This is a genomic window from Acidimicrobiales bacterium, from assembly GCA_036270875.1.
GTDB lineage: Bacteria > Actinomycetota > Acidimicrobiia > Acidimicrobiales > AC-9 > AC-9.
This window is the reverse complement of record DATBBR010000106.1, coordinates 17,240-33,777: the sequence shown is the minus strand read 5'-3', so window position 1 is coordinate 33,777 and position 16,538 is coordinate 17,240. Positions and strand designations below refer to the sequence as shown.

Here is a 16,538-nt window from a genome sequence, read left to right as displayed (position 1 = left end):
AAACGAAGGGAGGGGCCACCATGGCGAGCACGGTGCGGGGCGTGGTGGCTCCGAAGAAGGGTGCCGCGGTCTCGATCGAGCGGGTCGTCGTCCCTGACCCTGGCCCCGGCGATGTGGTGGTGCGGGTGCAGGCGTGTGGCGTCTGCCACACCGACCTGCACTACCGCGAGGGCGCCATCAACGACGATTTTCCCTTCCTGCTGGGCCACGAGGCAGCCGGTCAGGTGGAGTCGGTGGGCGAGGGCGTGCACAACGTCGCGCCTGGTGACTATGTCGTGCTCGCCTGGCGGGCGCCGTGCGGCGATTGTCGCTCGTGCCGTCGTGGTCGGCCCTGGTACTGCTTCGCCAGCCGGAACGCCAGCCAGCCCATGGCCCTGACGGACGGAACGGTGCTCACGCCGGCGCTCGGCATCGGGGCCCTCGCCGAGCTCACCCTCGTGGCGGCGGGTCAGGCCGTCAAGGTCGATCCCGCGGCGCGTCCGGAGGCAGCCGGGTTGATCGGCTGCGGGGTGATGGCGGGCTTCGGGGCCGCGGTGAACACCGGTGGCGTGCGTTGGGGAGACGCGGTCGCCGTCATCGGCTGCGGTGGCGTCGGCGACGCGGCCATCGCCGGGGCGGCGCTGGCCGGAGCCCGGGAGGTGATCGGAGTCGACGTGGACACCCGCAAGCTTGAATGGGCCCGGCGGTTCGGAGCCACCCACACCGTCGATGCGTCACGTGAGGACCCCGTCGAGGCGGTGCGACGGCTCACCGGAGGTGCGGGCGCCGACGTCGTCATCGAGGCGGTGGGATCGCCCGAGACCTACCGCCAGGCCTTCTTCGCGCGGGACCTGGCTGGCACGCTCGTGCAGGTGGGCGTCCCCGACCCCACGATGAACGTAGAGCTGCCGATGATCGAGCTCTTCGGGCGCGGGGGCGCGCTCAAGTCGTCGTGGTACGGCGACTGCCTGCCGACGCGGGACTTCCCGATGCTGGTGGACCTCTATCTGAGCGGACGGTTGGATCTCGACGGGTTCGTATCGGAGACGATCGGTCTCCAGGACGTCGAGGAAGCCCTGGGCCGGATGACCCGGGGCGAGGTGCTCCGCTCGGTCGTCGTCCTCTAGGTCACGAGGCCGAGGGCCGGGAGTCGGCGGTGGCCGCCGCCACGCCCATCAGGCTCAGGACGGCGTCGAGACCGCGGTCGCGGTTGTCATCGGCCGGAGGGAGGAGGTACACGGGCAGTCCGGCTCGGACGCCGCCGCCGTCGGTCAGCGGGTTGTCGCCAACCATCAGCGTCGCCGGCCGAGCCACCCGAAGCGCGTCACACGCGGCCTCGAACAGTCGCGGTGCCGGCTTGGCCACACCGTGCTCGCACGACAGGACGAACACGTCGACCAGTTGGTCGAGGCCGTGGGCGGCGAACACCGGGCGGATGTCCCAGCCGGTGTCGCTCACCACGCCGACAGGCACGCCGGCCGAGCGCAGACCTCGCAGAGTGGTCTCGGCGTCTGAGAACGGCTCCCAGCCGAACGGGCTGCTCTCGCGCTCGTACATCGCCTCGCTGAGCCCGCCGACGAGGACATCGAGACGCGAGTAGAGGGCGGTCCAGCACGCCCGGTGGGCCTCGGGGGAGAGGTCTCGGCCCTTGGACAGCTCCTCCGGGGTGCTGGCTCGCTCCTGGATCTCGGCCCACAGCTTCCGGGCCGTGCTGTCATCGACCTGCACCCCGAGGCTCTGAGCGGCCTGGACGATGGCTCGGTGGGCACCCGTCCGGCCGAACAAGGTATCGCCGAAGTCGAAGAGCACCGCTCGCAGCCTTGGCACGCCGGCACCCTAGCGGCGGGGAGTTGCATCCGTTCCACCTCTCGTCGAAAGGGGGCGCGTCGCTGGCCCTGCGAGGCGCTGCTTTCGACCACATATGGAACGAGCCGACGTGGAAGGTCGGGCTAACTCTTGTGCATCCCCGCAGGCGGCGGACGCGGGTCCACGCTCGTGTTCCACAACACGTCGAAAGAGGGCGGGTTGCTGGTGGTACGCGACGCCCCTTTCGACCAGATGTGGAATACGAGGACGGCGGAAGGACCGGCCAACCGGGCCGGCACCGCAGGTGCGGACGCAGTTGTTCCACATGGCGTCGACAAGCGGGCAGCACGGAGCTGCTATCGACCAAAGGTGGAACGGGAGGAGTGTGCGCGAGGAGACCAACCGATACACCCCGGCGATACGGTCGGCACATGCTGAGCTCGGTGCCCTACTGGCAGGCGGGGTCGAGAGACCTTCGCGGCCATAACCTCCGGCAGGCGGCGATGGCCGTGCTCGTGCTCGCCGGCAGGCCGCTGACGGTGGCAGAGGTTCTCACGGGCATCGAGGTCAGGGGTTGGCGGGTCCTCGGTTCCGATCCCCGCAAGGCCCTCGCCGACGCGCTCGCGTACGAGCACGGGCGGGGTCGGGTCGCGCGCGTCAGTCGCGGGACGTATCGGGCCGGCCGACTCGCGAGGACGACGGAGTGGCGGGTCATGACGCGCTACGGGCGGGGGGCGGCTTGAGTTGGCCCTCAGGGTGCGTTGGGCGCCGCGCAGCTGCCCAGGGGAAGGCAACGGGGGTCGAACACGGCGGTGGGCGTGGCCGGCCACTGCCCGAGGAGGTAGCGGTGACCTCCGTCGACGGACTGGTAGTGCCCGGGCTGGCCATCGGGCGCCACGGCCTTGGGATCCCACCACACCTCCTGGGCGTCCTTGATGCCCCCGTAGTCCGTCGTCCGGTAGAAGAAGCTGGGCACATAGGGCGAGTTGGAGAGGAGACGGATCCGGAACATCCCGTCGGCGAAGGTGCGGGGATCGAGCCTGGGGCCCGCCCCCTCCAGGCCGGAGAAGGCGAGCAGCAGGCTGTAGAAGTCCAGAGGCGCATCGAGCGGGGGGTCGGTGGTGGGGTCGATCGATTTGTACGCCTTCCACCACTGGCTCGCCTGGGGCGCCTGGGCGACGGGCAGGCTGCTGACGCCGAAGTCGTGCGCCCACTGCCGGGGGTCGTACTGGCGGGCGAAGAAGTCGCTGTCGCCCAGCAGGTAGCCCGTCTGGAGCCACTCGGGGAAGTACCCCTGCTCGGTCGCTGCCTTCGTTCCGAAGATCGGCGAGAACGGATCACACAGGCAGACGACCGTGGTGACCTTGGCCGCCTTCATCTGCTGCACCGCGTTGATCGCCTGGGTCTCGGCGGTGTTGACATCGAGGGCGTAGCCGATCTTGGTCGCTGTCGGGATCCCCTCCTTGGCCAGGCGGCTGCTGAGGTCGTCGCCCACACGGGAGTAGATGCTGGGGGTGCCGTCGAGATTGGTGGTCGGGTACAGGATCCCGTAGCGGCGGGGCTGCCCGTTGACCGGAGGGTTGCTGTCGGCCCCGCCAAACCGGGCCCGGCTGTGGGTCCCTAGGCGTTTGGCGATGTACTCGGCCACCATGGCGTCGGACGTGTCGGTGCTGGGGAGCATGCCGAACACGAATGGCGCGTGGGCGGCGTAGAAGCTCTGCGGCAGGGCGTTGCCGGCGATGTTGACGATGCCCCGCCGGGAGGTCTCGTCCAGGTAGGTGTCACTCGTGCCGCCGACATCGGAGCTGCCCACGCCAACGAAGGCGTGGTACTGCTGATCAGTCGCCACCGCGTCGGCTCGAGCCCCGGCGGAGTCGCCGAGCTGGGCCTGGGAGTTGAAGATCTCGACGTTCACGTGACGCCCATAGGTCTGGTAGTAGCGGCTGAAGAACTCGGCGTACACGTTGATGGTGTGGTCCTCGAGGGACTGCGACGAGGTCTGGCCGGCGGCTTGGGTGATGGAGTTGAGCTGCTGGCTCGACGGGGCCTGGTAGAAGACGAGGTTCACACTCGAGGGGCTGACGCCTTTGTACGTGGCCCCGCCGTTGTTGGCTCCGCTCCATCCCGGTTTGCAACCCGCGCTGGCCCCGAGGAGTGACTGTCGGGAGCAGTCGACCGGCGCGCCGGCGACGGCCGAGGGGGACGGACCCGCCCCAGGTTGGCTCCCGGGTGAGCCCGGGTTGTAGCCCGAGAACACGCTGGTTCGCGAGGGGGTGGTCGTGGGGGCCAGCCCGATCACCAGCGCCAGGGCCAACGCAATGGCCACGAAAGGCCCATACCGGCGGAGCAGCCAGCCTGTTGACCGCGGCGCCGGGGTGCTCACTCGTCGCCCCTGATGTGCGGGTCGGTCGAGCCGAGTAGTGACCGAGCCGCCGACTCCGGAGTGGTGTCGACGGAGCGCTCGGTGCCGAGATAGGACGCGACGACGCGCGGGTGGGCGACGACCTCCGCCGGGGGACCAGAGGCGACGACGGAGCCGGCCTCCATGGCGACGAGGCGGTCGGCGACCTCCGACACCAGGCCGAGCTCGTGCTCCACCAGGAGCAGCGCCGTCCCGGTGGTGTCGCGCAGCCAGCGGAGGAGCGGTCCCAAGCGCTCGGTCTCGTGGAGGGAGATGCCCGTCGCCGGCTCGTCGAGAAGCAGCACGCGAGGTCCCGCGGCCAGGCCGCAGGCGATGTCGACGATGCGTCGGGTGCCGGTCGACAGCTCCGAGAGGAGCGAGTCGGCGAAGGCGACCAGCCCGGTGAGCTCGAGCAGCTCGTCGACTCGCGACCACATAGCCCGTTCGGCGTCCCGGGCCACGGGCAGCGCGAGGACGCTCGACAATGGATCACGAACGTCGAGGTGACGGTCGGACGCCACGGCCACCGTCTCGCGCACGGTGAGGGCTGGGAACAACCGGGCCGATTGGAACGAGCGGCCCATGCCTTCCCGAGCTCGTCGCTCGGGGCTCCAGCTGGTGATGTCCACCCCGCCCATCAGCACCCTTCCGCTGTCGGGTGGGGTGAACCCGCTCAACAGATCGAACACGGTGGTCTTTCCGGCGCCGTTGGGACCGATGAGGCCGAGGATCTCGGCGTCGTGCACGGCCAGGCTCAGGTCGCCGACGGCCCGTATACCGCCGTAGTTCTTCGAGAGGGCCCGGCCCTCTAGCGCGACGTCGCCCACGGACGAGGTGGCCAGCGCTTGCGCGCGGGCCGGGGCGATGTCTGCCTTCGCGGTCGGCACGTCGAGGAACACCGCCCGCAACAGGTCGGGGCGCTCCACCAGCGCGGCAGTGGGCCCGTCGAACCGGACCCGACCCCGCTCGAGGAAGACGGCCCGGTCGCAGATCGTGAGGGCGACGTTGATCGACTGCTCCACCACGATCACCGTCGTACCTCGGGCGTGGATGAGGCGCAGCGTCTGGACGAGCTGTTCGACTACCGCCGGCGCCAGACCCAGGGACAGCTCGTCGATCATCAACAGCGTCGGACGGGCCATGAGGGCCTGGGCCAGGGTGAGCATCTGCTGCTCGCCTCCTGACAACGTGCCCGCGGTCTGCGACAGGCGCTCGGCCAAGACGGGGAAGAGCTCCAGCGCCTGGGCCAGGCTGCGGGTGAGGTGGTCCGGGTCGCGCCGATGGAGCCAGCCGGCGACGCGCAGGTTCTCGGCCACACTCAGCCCGGGAAACGTGCCCCGGCCACCCGGGACGGTGACGATCCCCATGCCCGAGGTGCGCTCAGGGGGGGTTCGGGTGATGTCCTCGCCGTGGAAGACGACCGCACCGCCGGTGACGGGGACGGCTCCGGCCACAGTCCGCAGCAGCGTGGACTTGCCCGCGCCGTTGGTCCCGAGGAGGGCGAGCATCTCGCCCTCGGCCACCTCGAGGTCGACGCCGAAGAGGATCTGCACGGGGCCGAACGACGCATCGAGGCTGCGGCACACCAGCACCGGCCGTCCGCTGGTCGGTGCCGGCGGCGCCGTCACGGTTGGCGCGGCGGCAGGAGGTTCCGGCGGCTCGTCGCGCTCGAACGCGGGCAGCGGATGAAGAGCTGGTCCTCCCCCGAGACGGCGGATCAGGGCGTCGCGTGCCGAGAACACGGCGCGGCCGAGGCCACCAGGGAGCACGAGGAGCACGAGCAGCAGCCCCAGGCCGGTGGCCAACTGCGCCCACTGTGCCGTGAGCGAGAGGGTGGCCCCTCGCACGACCACGGCACCGAGCACGGCTCCGAGGAGCGAGCCGACGCCTCCGATGACCGCCATCGAGAAGACGGCGATGCTGGCCGCGGGCGAGAACGCCGACACAGAGACGGCGTGATCGTGGGCGGCGAGGACCCCGCCCGCGACACCCGCCACGAAGCCGGACACGGCGAACGCCATCAGCTGACTGCTGACGCGGCTGATCCCGAACGAGCGGGCGGCCCGGTCGTTGTCCCGCATGGCGATGAGTACCCGCCCCGTGCGGGTGCGGCGGAGCACCGCGGCAGCGAGGACGAGCAGGACCAGCACGGCGAGGCTGAAGTAGAAGTAGGCCAGCTCGCCGTTGAGGTCGAAGCGGCCGAACAGCACTGGTCGCTCGGGCCGATGGGTGGGCAGCAGGTAGGGGAAGAACCGGGCGTTGAGAAAGAAGGACCCCACCGCCACGGCGAAGCCCAGGCTCGTGACGGCGAACAGGAAGCCCCTGATCCGGAACGCCGCCGCGCCGAGCAGCATCGACACCACCGCACCGGCACCGCCGCCGAGGACCAGGGCCAGCAGGAAGTCCCAGTGGAGGTCGGCGCTGAGCCGGGCTGCCACGGCCGCCCCGATGGCGACCAGACCGAACTGGCCGAGGCTGATGTGGCCGCTCCAGCCCGTGACCACGACCAACGACACCGCCACCATGGCGAACACGAGCACATCGGAAGCGAGAAACACGCGGCTCGGGGTCAGGGCTGTTGGCACGGTCACCACGACCGCGGCCACCGCCGCCCATACGGCGAGCCGCCCCCATCGCACCGCGGGCAGCCGGCGCTGCCAGGTGGCCAGGGGGCGCACGTTGTCGATCGCCTCCCAGCTGGTCGCCTGGGAATGTTCCGACCGCTCGCGCCGGCGGCCCTGCAGGAGCAGCGCCGCGATGATGAGGCCCACGAACACCACGTCGGAGACGGTGGACCCGCCGTAGGCGTAGTACAGGCCCTGCTCGATGGCGCCGACCGCAAGTCCGGCCACGATGGCGACGCGGACGTCCTCGAAGCGGGCCAGGACGGCTACGGTCAGCGCCCGCAGCAAGAGGGTCGGCCCTTGCAGGGTGCTGCCGGAGACGATGCCCACCACGGGTGAGCGCAGCACCGTGGCCAGCCCGGCGAGGAGCGCGGCCAGGACCCACGCCAGCGTGGCGAGCCGGCGCACGGGGATACCGAGCAGCGCTGCCCGCTCGGTGTTCTCGGCCGAGGCTCGCGTGGCGACGCCCAGGTCGGTTCGACGAAGGAACGCCCCGAGGGCAACGGCCACGAAGGGAACGGCGGCAATCAGCAGCACGGTGTTGCCGTCGAACACCACACCGGTGACCCGGAAGTGCAGGTCGGAGAGCGGCGTCCGCAGCCCCGCCGATGCGGGACTTCCGGCGAACGCCTGCCCTACGGCGTACTCGCCGAAGGCGAGGAGCTGGGCCATGCCGATCGTCGCCACGCTCAGCACGAGTCGCGACGAGGTGAAGAAGCGCCGTGCGAGACCCAGCTCGAGGACCAGCCCGGCCGCAGCGGCGGTGAGGACCCCCACCACCAGCGCCGCCGCCCACGGCCAACCCGACGCCCTGATGAGGTTCTCGAACAGCACGGCGCCGAACACACCGATCTCGGCCAGGGCGAAGTTGATGATCCGGTTGGCCCGGTAGACGAGGATCAGGCCGATGGCGATCAGGCTGTACGTCGACCCCGTCACGAGTCCGTAGAGCAGGATCCCGTAGGGCACCTGACGAGGGAGCAGGAAGTGAAAGACCGCCACCAGGACGAGCGCGGCGCCGACGGTCGACGCCCCCGCCCGGACAGCGGGGTGGTCCAGAACGGCCGGTGGCCGCCAGGTCAGCCCCGGATCGCCGGTGCGTGACATGCGCCGGTCACCGTATCGGACCCGCGCCGGTAGGGTGAGCCGGTAATGCTCTCCAACGTCTCCGGGTTCCCCCGCATCGGGGACCACCGCGAGCTGAAGGTGGCCACCGAGCGCTACTGGAACGGCGAGGTGAGCGAGGATGAGCTGCGCCGGGTGGCCCAGGACATCCGGCGCCGCAACTGGCTCTTCATGCGGGACGCCGGCGTCGACCTGGTTCCCTCGAACGACTTCTCGCTCTACGACCAGGTCCTCGACACCATCGCCCTCGTCGGTGCGGTGCCGCCCCGCTACGGCCGCACCGCAGGCGCCGTGGAGCTCGACACCTACTTCGCCATGGCCCGTGGCCGGCAGTCGGCGGGCGTCGACGCCATCGCCACGGAGATGACGAAGTGGTTCGACTCGAACTACCACTACATCGTCCCGGAGCTGTCCACCGACACCGAGATCGGACTGTCGAGCAGCAAGCCGTTCGACGAGCACGGAGAGGCCGTCGCCCTCGGCATCGACACGGTGCCCGTGCTCGTCGGGCCGCTCACCATGGCGGTGCTGGCCAGATCTCCGGGTGGCGGTGAGCTCGATCGGCTGGCCCTGGTCGAACGGCTGGTCGAGGTGTACGGGCAGGTTCTCGCTCGCCTCGGCGCCCAGGGCGCCCGGTGGGTCCAGCTGGACGAGCCGGTGCTCGTGGGCGATCGGTCGCCGGCCGAGCTCGGGGCGCTGCAGGGCGCCTACCGCCGGCTGGCAGATGTGAGTGGGCGACCGAGCATCGTCGTCAAGACCTATTTCGGCGACGTCGGTGGGGCGTACCCGGTTCTGAGCGGGCTTCCGGTCGAGGGCATCGGCCTCGACTTCGTCCGGGGCGCGGCCAACGCCGAGCTCATCGGCGAGCGTGGTGGCCTCGGCGACAAGACGCTGTTCGCCGGTGTCGTCGACGGCCGCGGCGTGTGGATCAACGACCTCGGCGCCAGCATCGACCTCATGCGCCGGCTTCAGGAACGGGCCGGCGACGTCGTGGTATCGACCTCGTGCTCGCTCCAGCACGTTCCGGTCGACCTCGAGGCCGAGACGAGGCTCGACGCCGAGATTCTCTCGTGGCTCGCCTTCGCCCGGCAGAAGGTACGCGAGGTGGTCCTCCTGGCCCGTGGCCTCGATCGCGGGGTCGAGGCGATCGCAACCGAGCTGGCCGCCAACGAAGAGGCCCTGCGCAGTCGCCGAACCTCACCTCGGACGGTCGACGCGGGAGTCCGCGAACGGTTGGCTTCGCTGACGGGCAGCGAGCGGCGCGCCGGTGACTACCCGAGCCGCCGTGAGCGTCAGCGGCGCATCCTCGGCCTTCCGACGTTCCCCACGACGACGATCGGGTCGTTCCCCCAGACCCGCGAGGTCCGCCGCGCCCGCGCTGCCCACCGACGGGGCGAGTTGAGCGACGAGGCCTACGAACGACAGATGCAGGACGCCATCGAGGGAGTCATCCGGTTCCAGGAGGAGGCGGGGCTGGACGTGCTGGTGCACGGCGAGCCGGAGCGCAACGACATGGTGCAGTACTTCGCCGAGCAGATCGACGGTTACAGCTCCACCGAGAACGGGTGGGTCCAGTCGTACGGGAGCCGGTACGTGCGCCCGCCGATTCTGTACGGCGACGTGAAGCGATCGGGTCCCATGACGCTGCGGTGGACCGCCTACGCCCAGTCGCTCACGGAGCGGCCAGTCAAGGGGATGCTCACCGGTCCGGTGACGATGCTCCTGTGGTCGTTCGTCCGCGACGACCAGCCGCTGGCCGACACCTGTAGGCAGCTGGCCCTGGCTGTGCGGGACGAGATCGCCGACCTCGAGGACGCGGGCGTGAGGGTGATCCAGGTCGACGAGGCTGCGCTTCGCGAGGGCCTGCCGGCGCGCCGGGAGGCGTGGCCGGAGTATCTGGCATGGGCCGTCGAATGCTTTCGCCTGGCCACTTCGGGAGCGAGCGACGACACCCTTCTCCAGACCCACGTCTGCTACTCGGAGTTCGGCGACATCGTGGAGGCCATCGACGAGCTGGATGCCGACGTGGCCCTTCTGTGGTGCGCTCGGGCGGGGATGCGGTTGCTCGACGACCTGCGCGGTCACGGCTACGCCCGCGAGGTGGGCCCCGGCGTGTGGGACATCCACTCGCCTCGCGTGCCCTCGGCGGGGGAGATGGCCGATGAGATCCGAGCCGCCGTCAAGCGTCTCGGGGCCGAGCGGCTGTGGGTCAACCCGGACTGCGGTCTGAAGACGAGGGGATGGGACGAGACCCGGGCCAGCCTCCGCAACATGGTGGAAGCAGCGCACACGCTCCGCGAGGAGTCGGGCGAGGCCTAAGGGGCCGAAGAGCCGAGCGCCTCCGGGAGCGGTTGATCGAGTGGAGTGCCGAGGGCGGTCTTCAGCCATCTCCGGTTGGCTCCGGCCACCGTGAGCGTTCGGGCCACAGCGTCGGCGACCCGCGCCACCCGACGGGCTCCACCCGGCGCAGCCCCGTCGAGCAGGTCGTTCCAGTAGATGCCCCACCCTCCTCCCACGGCGCGGGCGACGAGCGGCGACGTGAGGAGGCGTCCCACCAGCGAGACCATCCTGGGGCTGGACACGAGGGTGGCGTGGACCTCAGCGGTGGCCGCCTGGTAGGGGAAGTGGGCCCGGCGGAGGTGGGCCACGTACCGGGAGGCGGCTTCGCCGGGCCGCTCGATCACCGCCGTGGCGGCGGCCCGGCCGCTGTCCATGGCCTGGGCGATCCCCTCGCCCTGGAGCGGGTTGACGAGGCCGGCGGCGTCGCCGATCAGCAGCACGCGTCCTCGGGCCGGGACGGTGCCGACCATCCCCATCTTGAGCCAGCCACCCAGCCGGCCCTTCTTCGGCGCCGCGCTGGCGGTCCCGACCAGTCCGAGGGCACGCAGGTGGTCGAGGAAGGCGTCGAGCTGGCGGGTGGCGCGGGCGCCGGCGCGCCGGTCGCTCCCTGTCCCGAGGCCGAGCCCGGCGTTGGCTCGGCCGTCGGGTCCGGGGAAGATCCAGCCGTAACCGGGAAAGGCGCGCCCCGGCGTGGCATCCCAGAAGGCGATGTAGGGCAGCTCGACCGCCTGGTCGAGATAGGCCCGCATGGCGAAGCCCCACAGCACCCGCCGGTGGTCGACGAGCCCAGCCGACTCGGCCACCCGGCTGGCCGCGCCATCGGCGCCGATGACGACGTCGGCCTCGATGGTGCCGCCCTGGTCGAGGGCGATGACCGCCGGCCCCGCTGGCCCGGAGCTGACGGCGCCGACGCGGCCCGTCACCTCCTCGGCCCCGGCGTCGAGGGCAGCCTGGCGCAGCCAGGCGTCCAGGCTGGTCCTGGGAATTGCCCACGCCTCGCCGGGATAGGCGAGGCCGGGAACGGCGGGGAGCAGGGCGCGTCCGCCGGTGGGCCCGACGACGACCATGTCCCCAAGGTGCAGTGCTTCCGGGCGCTCGAGGCCGAGCTCCGCCAGGAGCTGCACGCCCCGCGGCCCGACGAGGTCGCCGCACGCCTTGTCCCGAGGGAAGCCGGCCTTGTCGATGAGAGCGACGCTCGCTCCGGCGCGGGCCAAGGTGAGGGCGGCGACGCTTCCGGCCGGGCCGGAGCCCACGACCGCCGTGTCGAACCGCGGACCTCGCACCCACCTGTCTTAGCTGTTTCTCGGCCCCCGCGGGACCGCACTAGGGTGAGCCCGCCCTGTCGGGGAGGTGTTCGATGCAGGTGCGATCGCGGACCGAGCCCAATCGCTTCGCTCGCGAGCTGTTCGACGGGCTGCCCGCCCGCTACGACGCGCTGGCCGAGATGCTGTCGTTCGGTCAGAACGGGCGGTGGCGGGCGGCCATGGTGGACAAGCTCGTCAACGGCGTCAACGGCGCTGGGGCTGCCCACTCCGGTGACGCCGTGCTGGACGTGGCCACGGGTACCGCCGGCGTCGCCCTCATGCTCGAGGAGCGTACGAGGGCCAGAGTCGTGGGTGTCGACCTGACGGAGGCCATGCTGCGGCGGGGTCGGGAGAACGTCTCCCGCCGGGGCCGGTCGGCGCGCATCGCCCTGCTGCTGGGACAGGGGGAGCGGCTTCCGTTCGCCGACGCCAGCTTCGCCGGTCTCACCTTCACGTACCTGCTCCGCTACGTCGCCGACCCGGCCGCCGCCGTGGCTGAGCTGGCGCGGGTCGTGCGCCCAGGGGGTGTAGTCGCCTCCCTCGAGTTCCACGTGCCCTCAGGCGAGCCGTGGCGGTCGCTGTGGTGGCTGTACACGCGGCTTCTCCTTCCCGTCGGGGGCGCCGTCCTCGGGGGTCGGGAGTGGTTCGAGGTCGGCCGCTTCCTCGGCCCCAGCATCAACCGGCACTACGAGCGCTACCCCGACGAGTGGACGCTCGACGCCTGGCGGCGGGCGGGGCTGGTCGACGTCGGGCTGCGAACCATGAGCCTGGGAGGCGGTGTGGTGATGTGGGGCAGGAAGGCCGACCAGGCTGGTGAGTGACGAGGTCGAGGGCGACGAGTCCCAGGCGGCGGCGTTCTACGCCGCCGCCGGCGGCGGCTGGCGGGAGTGGTGGACGGTGCTCCACCCTCCGTACACGGCCTGGCACCTGAGCTACGTCGTGATCGGGGCCTGCCTGGCGCCGACCGTGGGGGTGGGGCGACTGGTGGCCACGCTCATCGCCTTCTTTCTTGCCGTAGGCGTCGGCGCCCACGCCCTGGACGAGCTCAACGGGCGTCCTCTGCGTACCCACCTGCCCGGGGCGGCACTGCTCGGCGCCGGCGTCGTCGGACTGGCGGGGGCGGTGGCGCTGGGCGCCATCGGGGTAATCAAGGTCGGGGTGGGGCTCGTGCCGTTCATCGTCGTCGGAGCGCTGCTGGTTGTCGGCTACAACCTCGAGCTGGTCGGTGGGCGGGTGCATACCGATCTCGGCTTCGCCGTCTCGTGGGGCGCGTTTCCCGTGCTCACCGCCTACTTCGCCCAGGCCGGCGATCTGGACGTCTCGGCGGTGGCCGGTGCCGCCGGGGCGCTGGCACTGTCCTGGGCCCAGCGCCGGTTGAGCACGCCCGCCCGGGAGCTGCGCCGGCGAGTCAGGGCGGTGGACGGGAGTATCACGCTCGTCGACGGCCGGGTCGAGGCCCTGAGCCGCGAGCGGATGCTGCGACCACTGGAGGACGCGCTGCGCGCCCTTTCCTGGGGGGTGGTCGCGCTGGCGGCCGGCCTGGCCTTCGCACGACTGGGCCCCTGAGACTGATCAGGAGGCCCCAGCGAGATGCTGGCGGAATCCCGCCACCGTGGACTCCACCACCCGATCGTGCCCCCAACGCAGGAGGGGGTAGGCGACCCTGGCGACGGCCCGCATGGCCCGTTGTCGCATCTCGATGGTCCAGGCCACGCTCACCTCCGTGCCGGAGTCGGCCGGCGAGAGCGTGAGCAGGGCCTCACCAGTGAGGTCGCCGCCGACCGTGGCCTCGATCCGCTCCGGGGGCTGGCTGCAATTGATCGTGACCTGTACCCGCATGCGGTAGGGAAGCGGGGGAGTCACGGTGCCGTCGAGGACCGAGCCGGCCTTCAGACCGTCCCCCACCACCCGAAACTGACCCAGCCACCCCCACCACGCCGGGAAGTGCTCGACGTCCTCGATCGAGCTCCACACCACGGCCGGGGTGACGGGAAAGCGGTAGCTCCGGTGGAAGTCGATCACGTAGGGGGACCGAGGCACCGTGTGCAGGGTAGTGGCTGGCGGCGAACAAGGGCCCCTCGCTCGCAACGTTGAGGAAAGCTGACACTATGACGCTTAGATCGCTTGACAGGACACTGAAGGGGACGGCATACTCGAACTGTCAAGACATGGCTCTCACAGGAGGAAGCCAACAGATGCTTACGCGTACAGACCCCTTCCGGGAGCTGGATCGTTGGGCGGGTCACGTCCGGGGCGGGGCCGTCCGTGGCGGCGCCGTACCGATGGACGCCTTTCGGCGGGGCGACTCGGTAGTCGTCAACTTCGACCTTCCCGGCGTTGATCGCGGATCGATCGAGCTGACCGTTGAGCGCAACGTCCTCACGGTCAAGGCCGAGCGACCCGGATCCCACGAGAAGGACGACGAGGTTCTCGTGGCCGAGCGGCCCGCGGGCCAGCTCACCCGCCGGGTGGTCCTCGGCCGGTCGCTCGACACCGACCGTGTCGAGGCCAGCTACGACCGGGGCGTGCTCAGCCTCTCGATCCCCGTCGCCGAGAAGGCGAAGTCTCGGCGGATCGAGATCGGCGTTTCCGGCGCCGAGGCCATCGAGGACGCGGCCCAGGCCGCCTGACCTGTCTGCAACAGGCAACGAGCCGAGGCACCAGCCCTAGGGCTGGTGCCTCTTGGCGTCCCCTAGAGGTGGATGCCGCACTCGAGCTTCTCGAGATCGGACCAGCGCCCGGCGCGCGATCCCTCTCCCTCTGTGACCGGCCGGGTGCACGGCCAGCAGCCGATGGAGGGATAGCCCTGCTCCACCAGCGGGTTGACGATCACGTCGTGGTCGGCGATATAGCCGGACACGTCGAGATCGGACCACGTGGCCAGCGGGTTGACCTTGACCAGGCCCCGTCGGTCCAACGCCACGATGCGGGCGTCGGCCCGCGACGCCGCCTCAACCCGGCGCAAGCCGCTCATCCACGCCAGCTTGCCGTCGAGGGCCTTGTCGAGTTGGTCCACCCGGCGGACACCACAGCAGGCGTCGACGTCGGTGCGCCAGCGGTCGTCGAGCGGCACGTCCGGACGCATGATCCGGAGATTGAGGTTGTAGCGGTCCCAGATGCGCTCGAGGGTGCTCAGCGTCTCCGGAAAGTGGTACTGCGTATCGAGGAAGACGACCTCGACGTCGGGGTCGACCTTGGTGGCGATGTCGATGAGCACGGCGTCGGCCATCGAGGCGCTGAGGCACAAGCCCTCGCCGAACGTCTCCACCGCCCACCTCACCACCTCGACCGGCGCCGCCGTCTCGAACCGGTCGTTGAGGTCGGCAAGGTCGACGTCGTCGAGGCCGGCGGGACGGCGCCGGACGCCTGAGATGGTCAGCTGTGCAGTGCGTTCCATACGCTCTCCACGGACTCCTCCAGGGTTTGGAGGTGGGCAGGAATCTCGAGGTCGGGAGCCAGCGGGGGCTCGTAGGGATCGTCGACCCCGGTCATGCCCCTCACCTCTCCGGCGCGAGCCCGGGCGTACAGGCCCTTGACGTCGCGCTGGGCGCACACCTCGGGCGGCGTCGAGACGTAGACCTCGAAGAACCGCCCCTGGTGTCGCGCCCGCACCTCGTCTCGGGCGGCGCGATAGGGCGAGATCAGCGAGCACAGCACGACGACGCCGTGGCGAGACAGCAACTCGGCCACGAAGCCCACCCGGCGGACGTTCTCGTCCCGGTCCTCGCGGGAGAATCCCAGCTCGCGGGTGAGATGGGTCCGGATGACGTCGCCGTCGAGGGCCTCTACGGCGAAGCCGTCAGCCGAGAGGCGTCGTTCCAGGGCGCCGGCGATGGTGGACTTGCCCGACGAGGGCAGGCCGGTGAACCACACCGTGACGCCGGACCGCAGGCGCGCCAGCCCTGAGGACGGACCGGGCGGCGGATGCGGAGCGAGGTCGGCGGGGGGCACCACCAGCAGTCAAGCATTCCTGAGTAATCTGATCAAGTTTTCCGGGAATGCTTAGGTCACGAGCGCCGCGACGTACGCCTTGAAAGCGGACGACGGTGGCGGAGCTCCGCCACCGTCGTCTCCCCCCCGCAAGTTGCCCCACCACCCGAGCGAGTGACTGGTGTTCCCCCCCGTATCCCCCCGGTGGGGTCCTGCATGCTGTCGCAGCGTACGGGAAGGTCGGTACAGATGTCGATGGGCAATAGGGGCTATTTCACGTTGGATGTGGCCACCTAGACCGCCTAGTCGGGTTGGTGCCCCTGGGCCCGCTCAGCCCTCGACATTCTGGAGGAGGCGGACGTCGAACCCGTTGGTGGGTGTACGCCGCACGGTCACCCCCACCTCCCAGTAGAAGCCGTCGCTGCTCTTGTGTCGGGCCAGTACCTGGGTGCCGGGGCCACCCCGCGCCGGCGCCTCCGTCCTGTTCGACCAGTGGTTGGCCGCCAGCTCGAACCGGAAGAAGTTCAGCAGCTCGTCGGAGCTGGCTGTCGCGCTGAAGCCGACGCCCCGGTCGTAGGGACCGTTGAGCCGGTCGTAGTTCGTCCGGGTGACCGCCGAGGCGCCAGCGGGGACGACAAGGGCGTCCATGACGTCTGCCGGGGGCTGGCCGCTGGACCGCAGTGGTGCGAAGTCGGGCGCCGCCGCCCGGGGCGCGAGGGCTGGCGGCGGGACGGACCCGGTGGGGGACGAGCCCCCGCCGATGCCCCCGCCGCGCGTCAGGCCCACGCCCACCCCGGCGACGACGATCACGAGCACAGCCACGCCCAGGGCCAGTAGGACGCCACGGCGACGCAGTGGGCTCCCGCTCCTGTCCCGGGTGGTGGGCTCGCCTCGCGGCTCGGCGGTGATCGGCGGAGAGCTCCCGCTGGCGCCTGGGCTGGGACCGGCATCCTCGAGCATCCGCGTCGATGCTAACGGCCGGCGCTGCCCGTGAGACCCGCAGTCGGGCCGGAGCCACCCGAGTAGGGC

14 protein-coding genes are annotated in these 16,538 nt (G+C 70.8%); 6 read left to right on the top strand and 8 right to left on the bottom strand.

The features are described 5' to 3' along the window. Nucleotides 1-1,106: S-(hydroxymethyl)mycothiol dehydrogenase (locus tag VH112_11645; protein ID HEX4540887.1), on the top strand; the 1,106-nt coding region annotated here is incomplete at its 5' end. A 1-nt stretch (nucleotide 1,107) separates the two neighbouring features. Here VH112_11645 and VH112_11640 read toward each other — a convergent pair. Next, on the bottom strand, nucleotides 1,108-1,806 hold the full coding sequence (locus VH112_11640) for an HAD-IA family hydrolase (GenBank protein HEX4540886.1): 699 nt from the start codon (nucleotides 1,804-1,806) through the stop codon (nucleotides 1,108-1,110). Nucleotides 1,807-2,216: 410 nt separating this feature from the next. Here VH112_11640 and VH112_11635 point away from each other — a divergent pair, with 410 nt between their 5' ends. Then, nucleotides 2,217-2,528: an HTH domain-containing protein gene (locus VH112_11635; protein ID HEX4540885.1), complete on the top strand. Its 312-nt coding sequence runs from the start codon at nucleotides 2,217-2,219 to the stop codon at nucleotides 2,526-2,528. An 8-nt stretch (nucleotides 2,529-2,536) separates the two neighbouring features. Here VH112_11635 and VH112_11630 read toward each other — a convergent pair whose 3' ends face one another. After that, complete coding sequence (locus VH112_11630; GenBank protein HEX4540884.1) at nucleotides 2,537-4,111, bottom strand: hypothetical protein; 1,575 nt, start codon at nucleotides 4,109-4,111, stop codon at nucleotides 2,537-2,539. A 53-nt stretch (nucleotides 4,112-4,164) separates the two neighbouring features. Beyond that, nucleotides 4,165-7,917, bottom strand: coding sequence for an ATP-binding cassette domain-containing protein (locus VH112_11625; GenBank protein HEX4540883.1), 3,753 nt, complete (start codon nucleotides 7,915-7,917; stop codon nucleotides 4,165-4,167). A gap of 45 nt (nucleotides 7,918-7,962) precedes the next feature. Here VH112_11625 and metE point away from each other — a divergent pair, with 45 nt between their 5' ends. Then, nucleotides 7,963-10,254 (top strand): 5-methyltetrahydropteroyltriglutamate--homocysteine S-methyltransferase, encoded by a 2,292-nt coding sequence (metE, locus tag VH112_11620; GenBank protein ID HEX4540882.1) that lies wholly within the window; start codon nucleotides 7,963-7,965, stop codon nucleotides 10,252-10,254. Here the strand turns inward: metE and VH112_11615 are convergent. Then, nucleotides 10,251-11,558: an NAD(P)/FAD-dependent oxidoreductase gene (locus VH112_11615; protein HEX4540881.1), complete on the bottom strand. Its 1,308-nt coding sequence runs from the start codon at nucleotides 11,556-11,558 to the stop codon at nucleotides 10,251-10,253. The two genes, metE and VH112_11615, sit on opposite strands and share 4 nt — an antisense overlap. A gap of 74 nt (nucleotides 11,559-11,632) precedes the next feature. Between VH112_11615 and VH112_11610 the strand changes: the two genes are divergently transcribed. Then, nucleotides 11,633-12,400 carry a class I SAM-dependent methyltransferase gene (locus tag VH112_11610; protein ID HEX4540880.1) on the top strand — a complete coding sequence of 256 codons (768 nt, stop codon included), beginning with the start codon at nucleotides 11,633-11,635 and terminating at the stop codon, nucleotides 12,398-12,400. Beyond that, a complete protein-coding gene (locus VH112_11605; GenBank protein HEX4540879.1) occupies nucleotides 12,393-13,145 on the top strand; it encodes a hypothetical protein in 753 nt (250 codons plus the stop codon). Before VH112_11610 ends, VH112_11605 begins: the two co-directional genes overlap by 8 nt. 6 nt (nucleotides 13,146-13,151) lie before the next feature. On the opposite strand, the gene VH112_11600 is transcribed toward VH112_11605, so the two are convergent. Then, entirely contained in the window at nucleotides 13,152-13,619 is a 468-nt protein-coding gene (locus VH112_11600) for an SRPBCC family protein (GenBank protein ID HEX4540878.1), read from the bottom strand. Between the two features lie 155 nt (nucleotides 13,620-13,774). Here VH112_11600 and VH112_11595 point away from each other — a divergent pair, with 155 nt between their 5' ends. Next, nucleotides 13,775-14,209 carry an Hsp20/alpha crystallin family protein gene (locus VH112_11595; GenBank protein ID HEX4540877.1) on the top strand — a complete coding sequence of 145 codons (435 nt, stop codon included), beginning with the start codon at nucleotides 13,775-13,777 and terminating at the stop codon, nucleotides 14,207-14,209. Nucleotides 14,210-14,271: 62 nt separating this feature from the next. Here the strand turns inward: VH112_11595 and VH112_11590 are convergent, their stop codons facing one another. The 3 genes from VH112_11590 to VH112_11580 all read right to left on the bottom strand — a co-directional run bounded on the left by VH112_11590 (nucleotide 14,272) and on the right by VH112_11580 (nucleotide 16,469). Further along, nucleotides 14,272-14,976: a phosphoadenylyl-sulfate reductase gene (locus tag VH112_11590; GenBank protein ID HEX4540876.1), complete on the bottom strand. Its 705-nt coding sequence runs from the start codon at nucleotides 14,974-14,976 to the stop codon at nucleotides 14,272-14,274. Continuing rightward, nucleotides 14,955-15,530: an adenylyl-sulfate kinase gene (gene cysC, locus VH112_11585; GenBank protein ID HEX4540875.1), complete on the bottom strand. Its 576-nt coding sequence runs from the start codon at nucleotides 15,528-15,530 to the stop codon at nucleotides 14,955-14,957. The genes VH112_11590 and cysC overlap by 22 nt, the downstream gene beginning before the upstream one ends. 309 nt (nucleotides 15,531-15,839) lie before the next feature. Beyond that, entirely contained in the window at nucleotides 15,840-16,469 is a 630-nt protein-coding gene (locus VH112_11580) for a hypothetical protein (GenBank protein ID HEX4540874.1), read from the bottom strand. Nucleotides 16,470-16,538 lie beyond the last annotated feature (69 nt).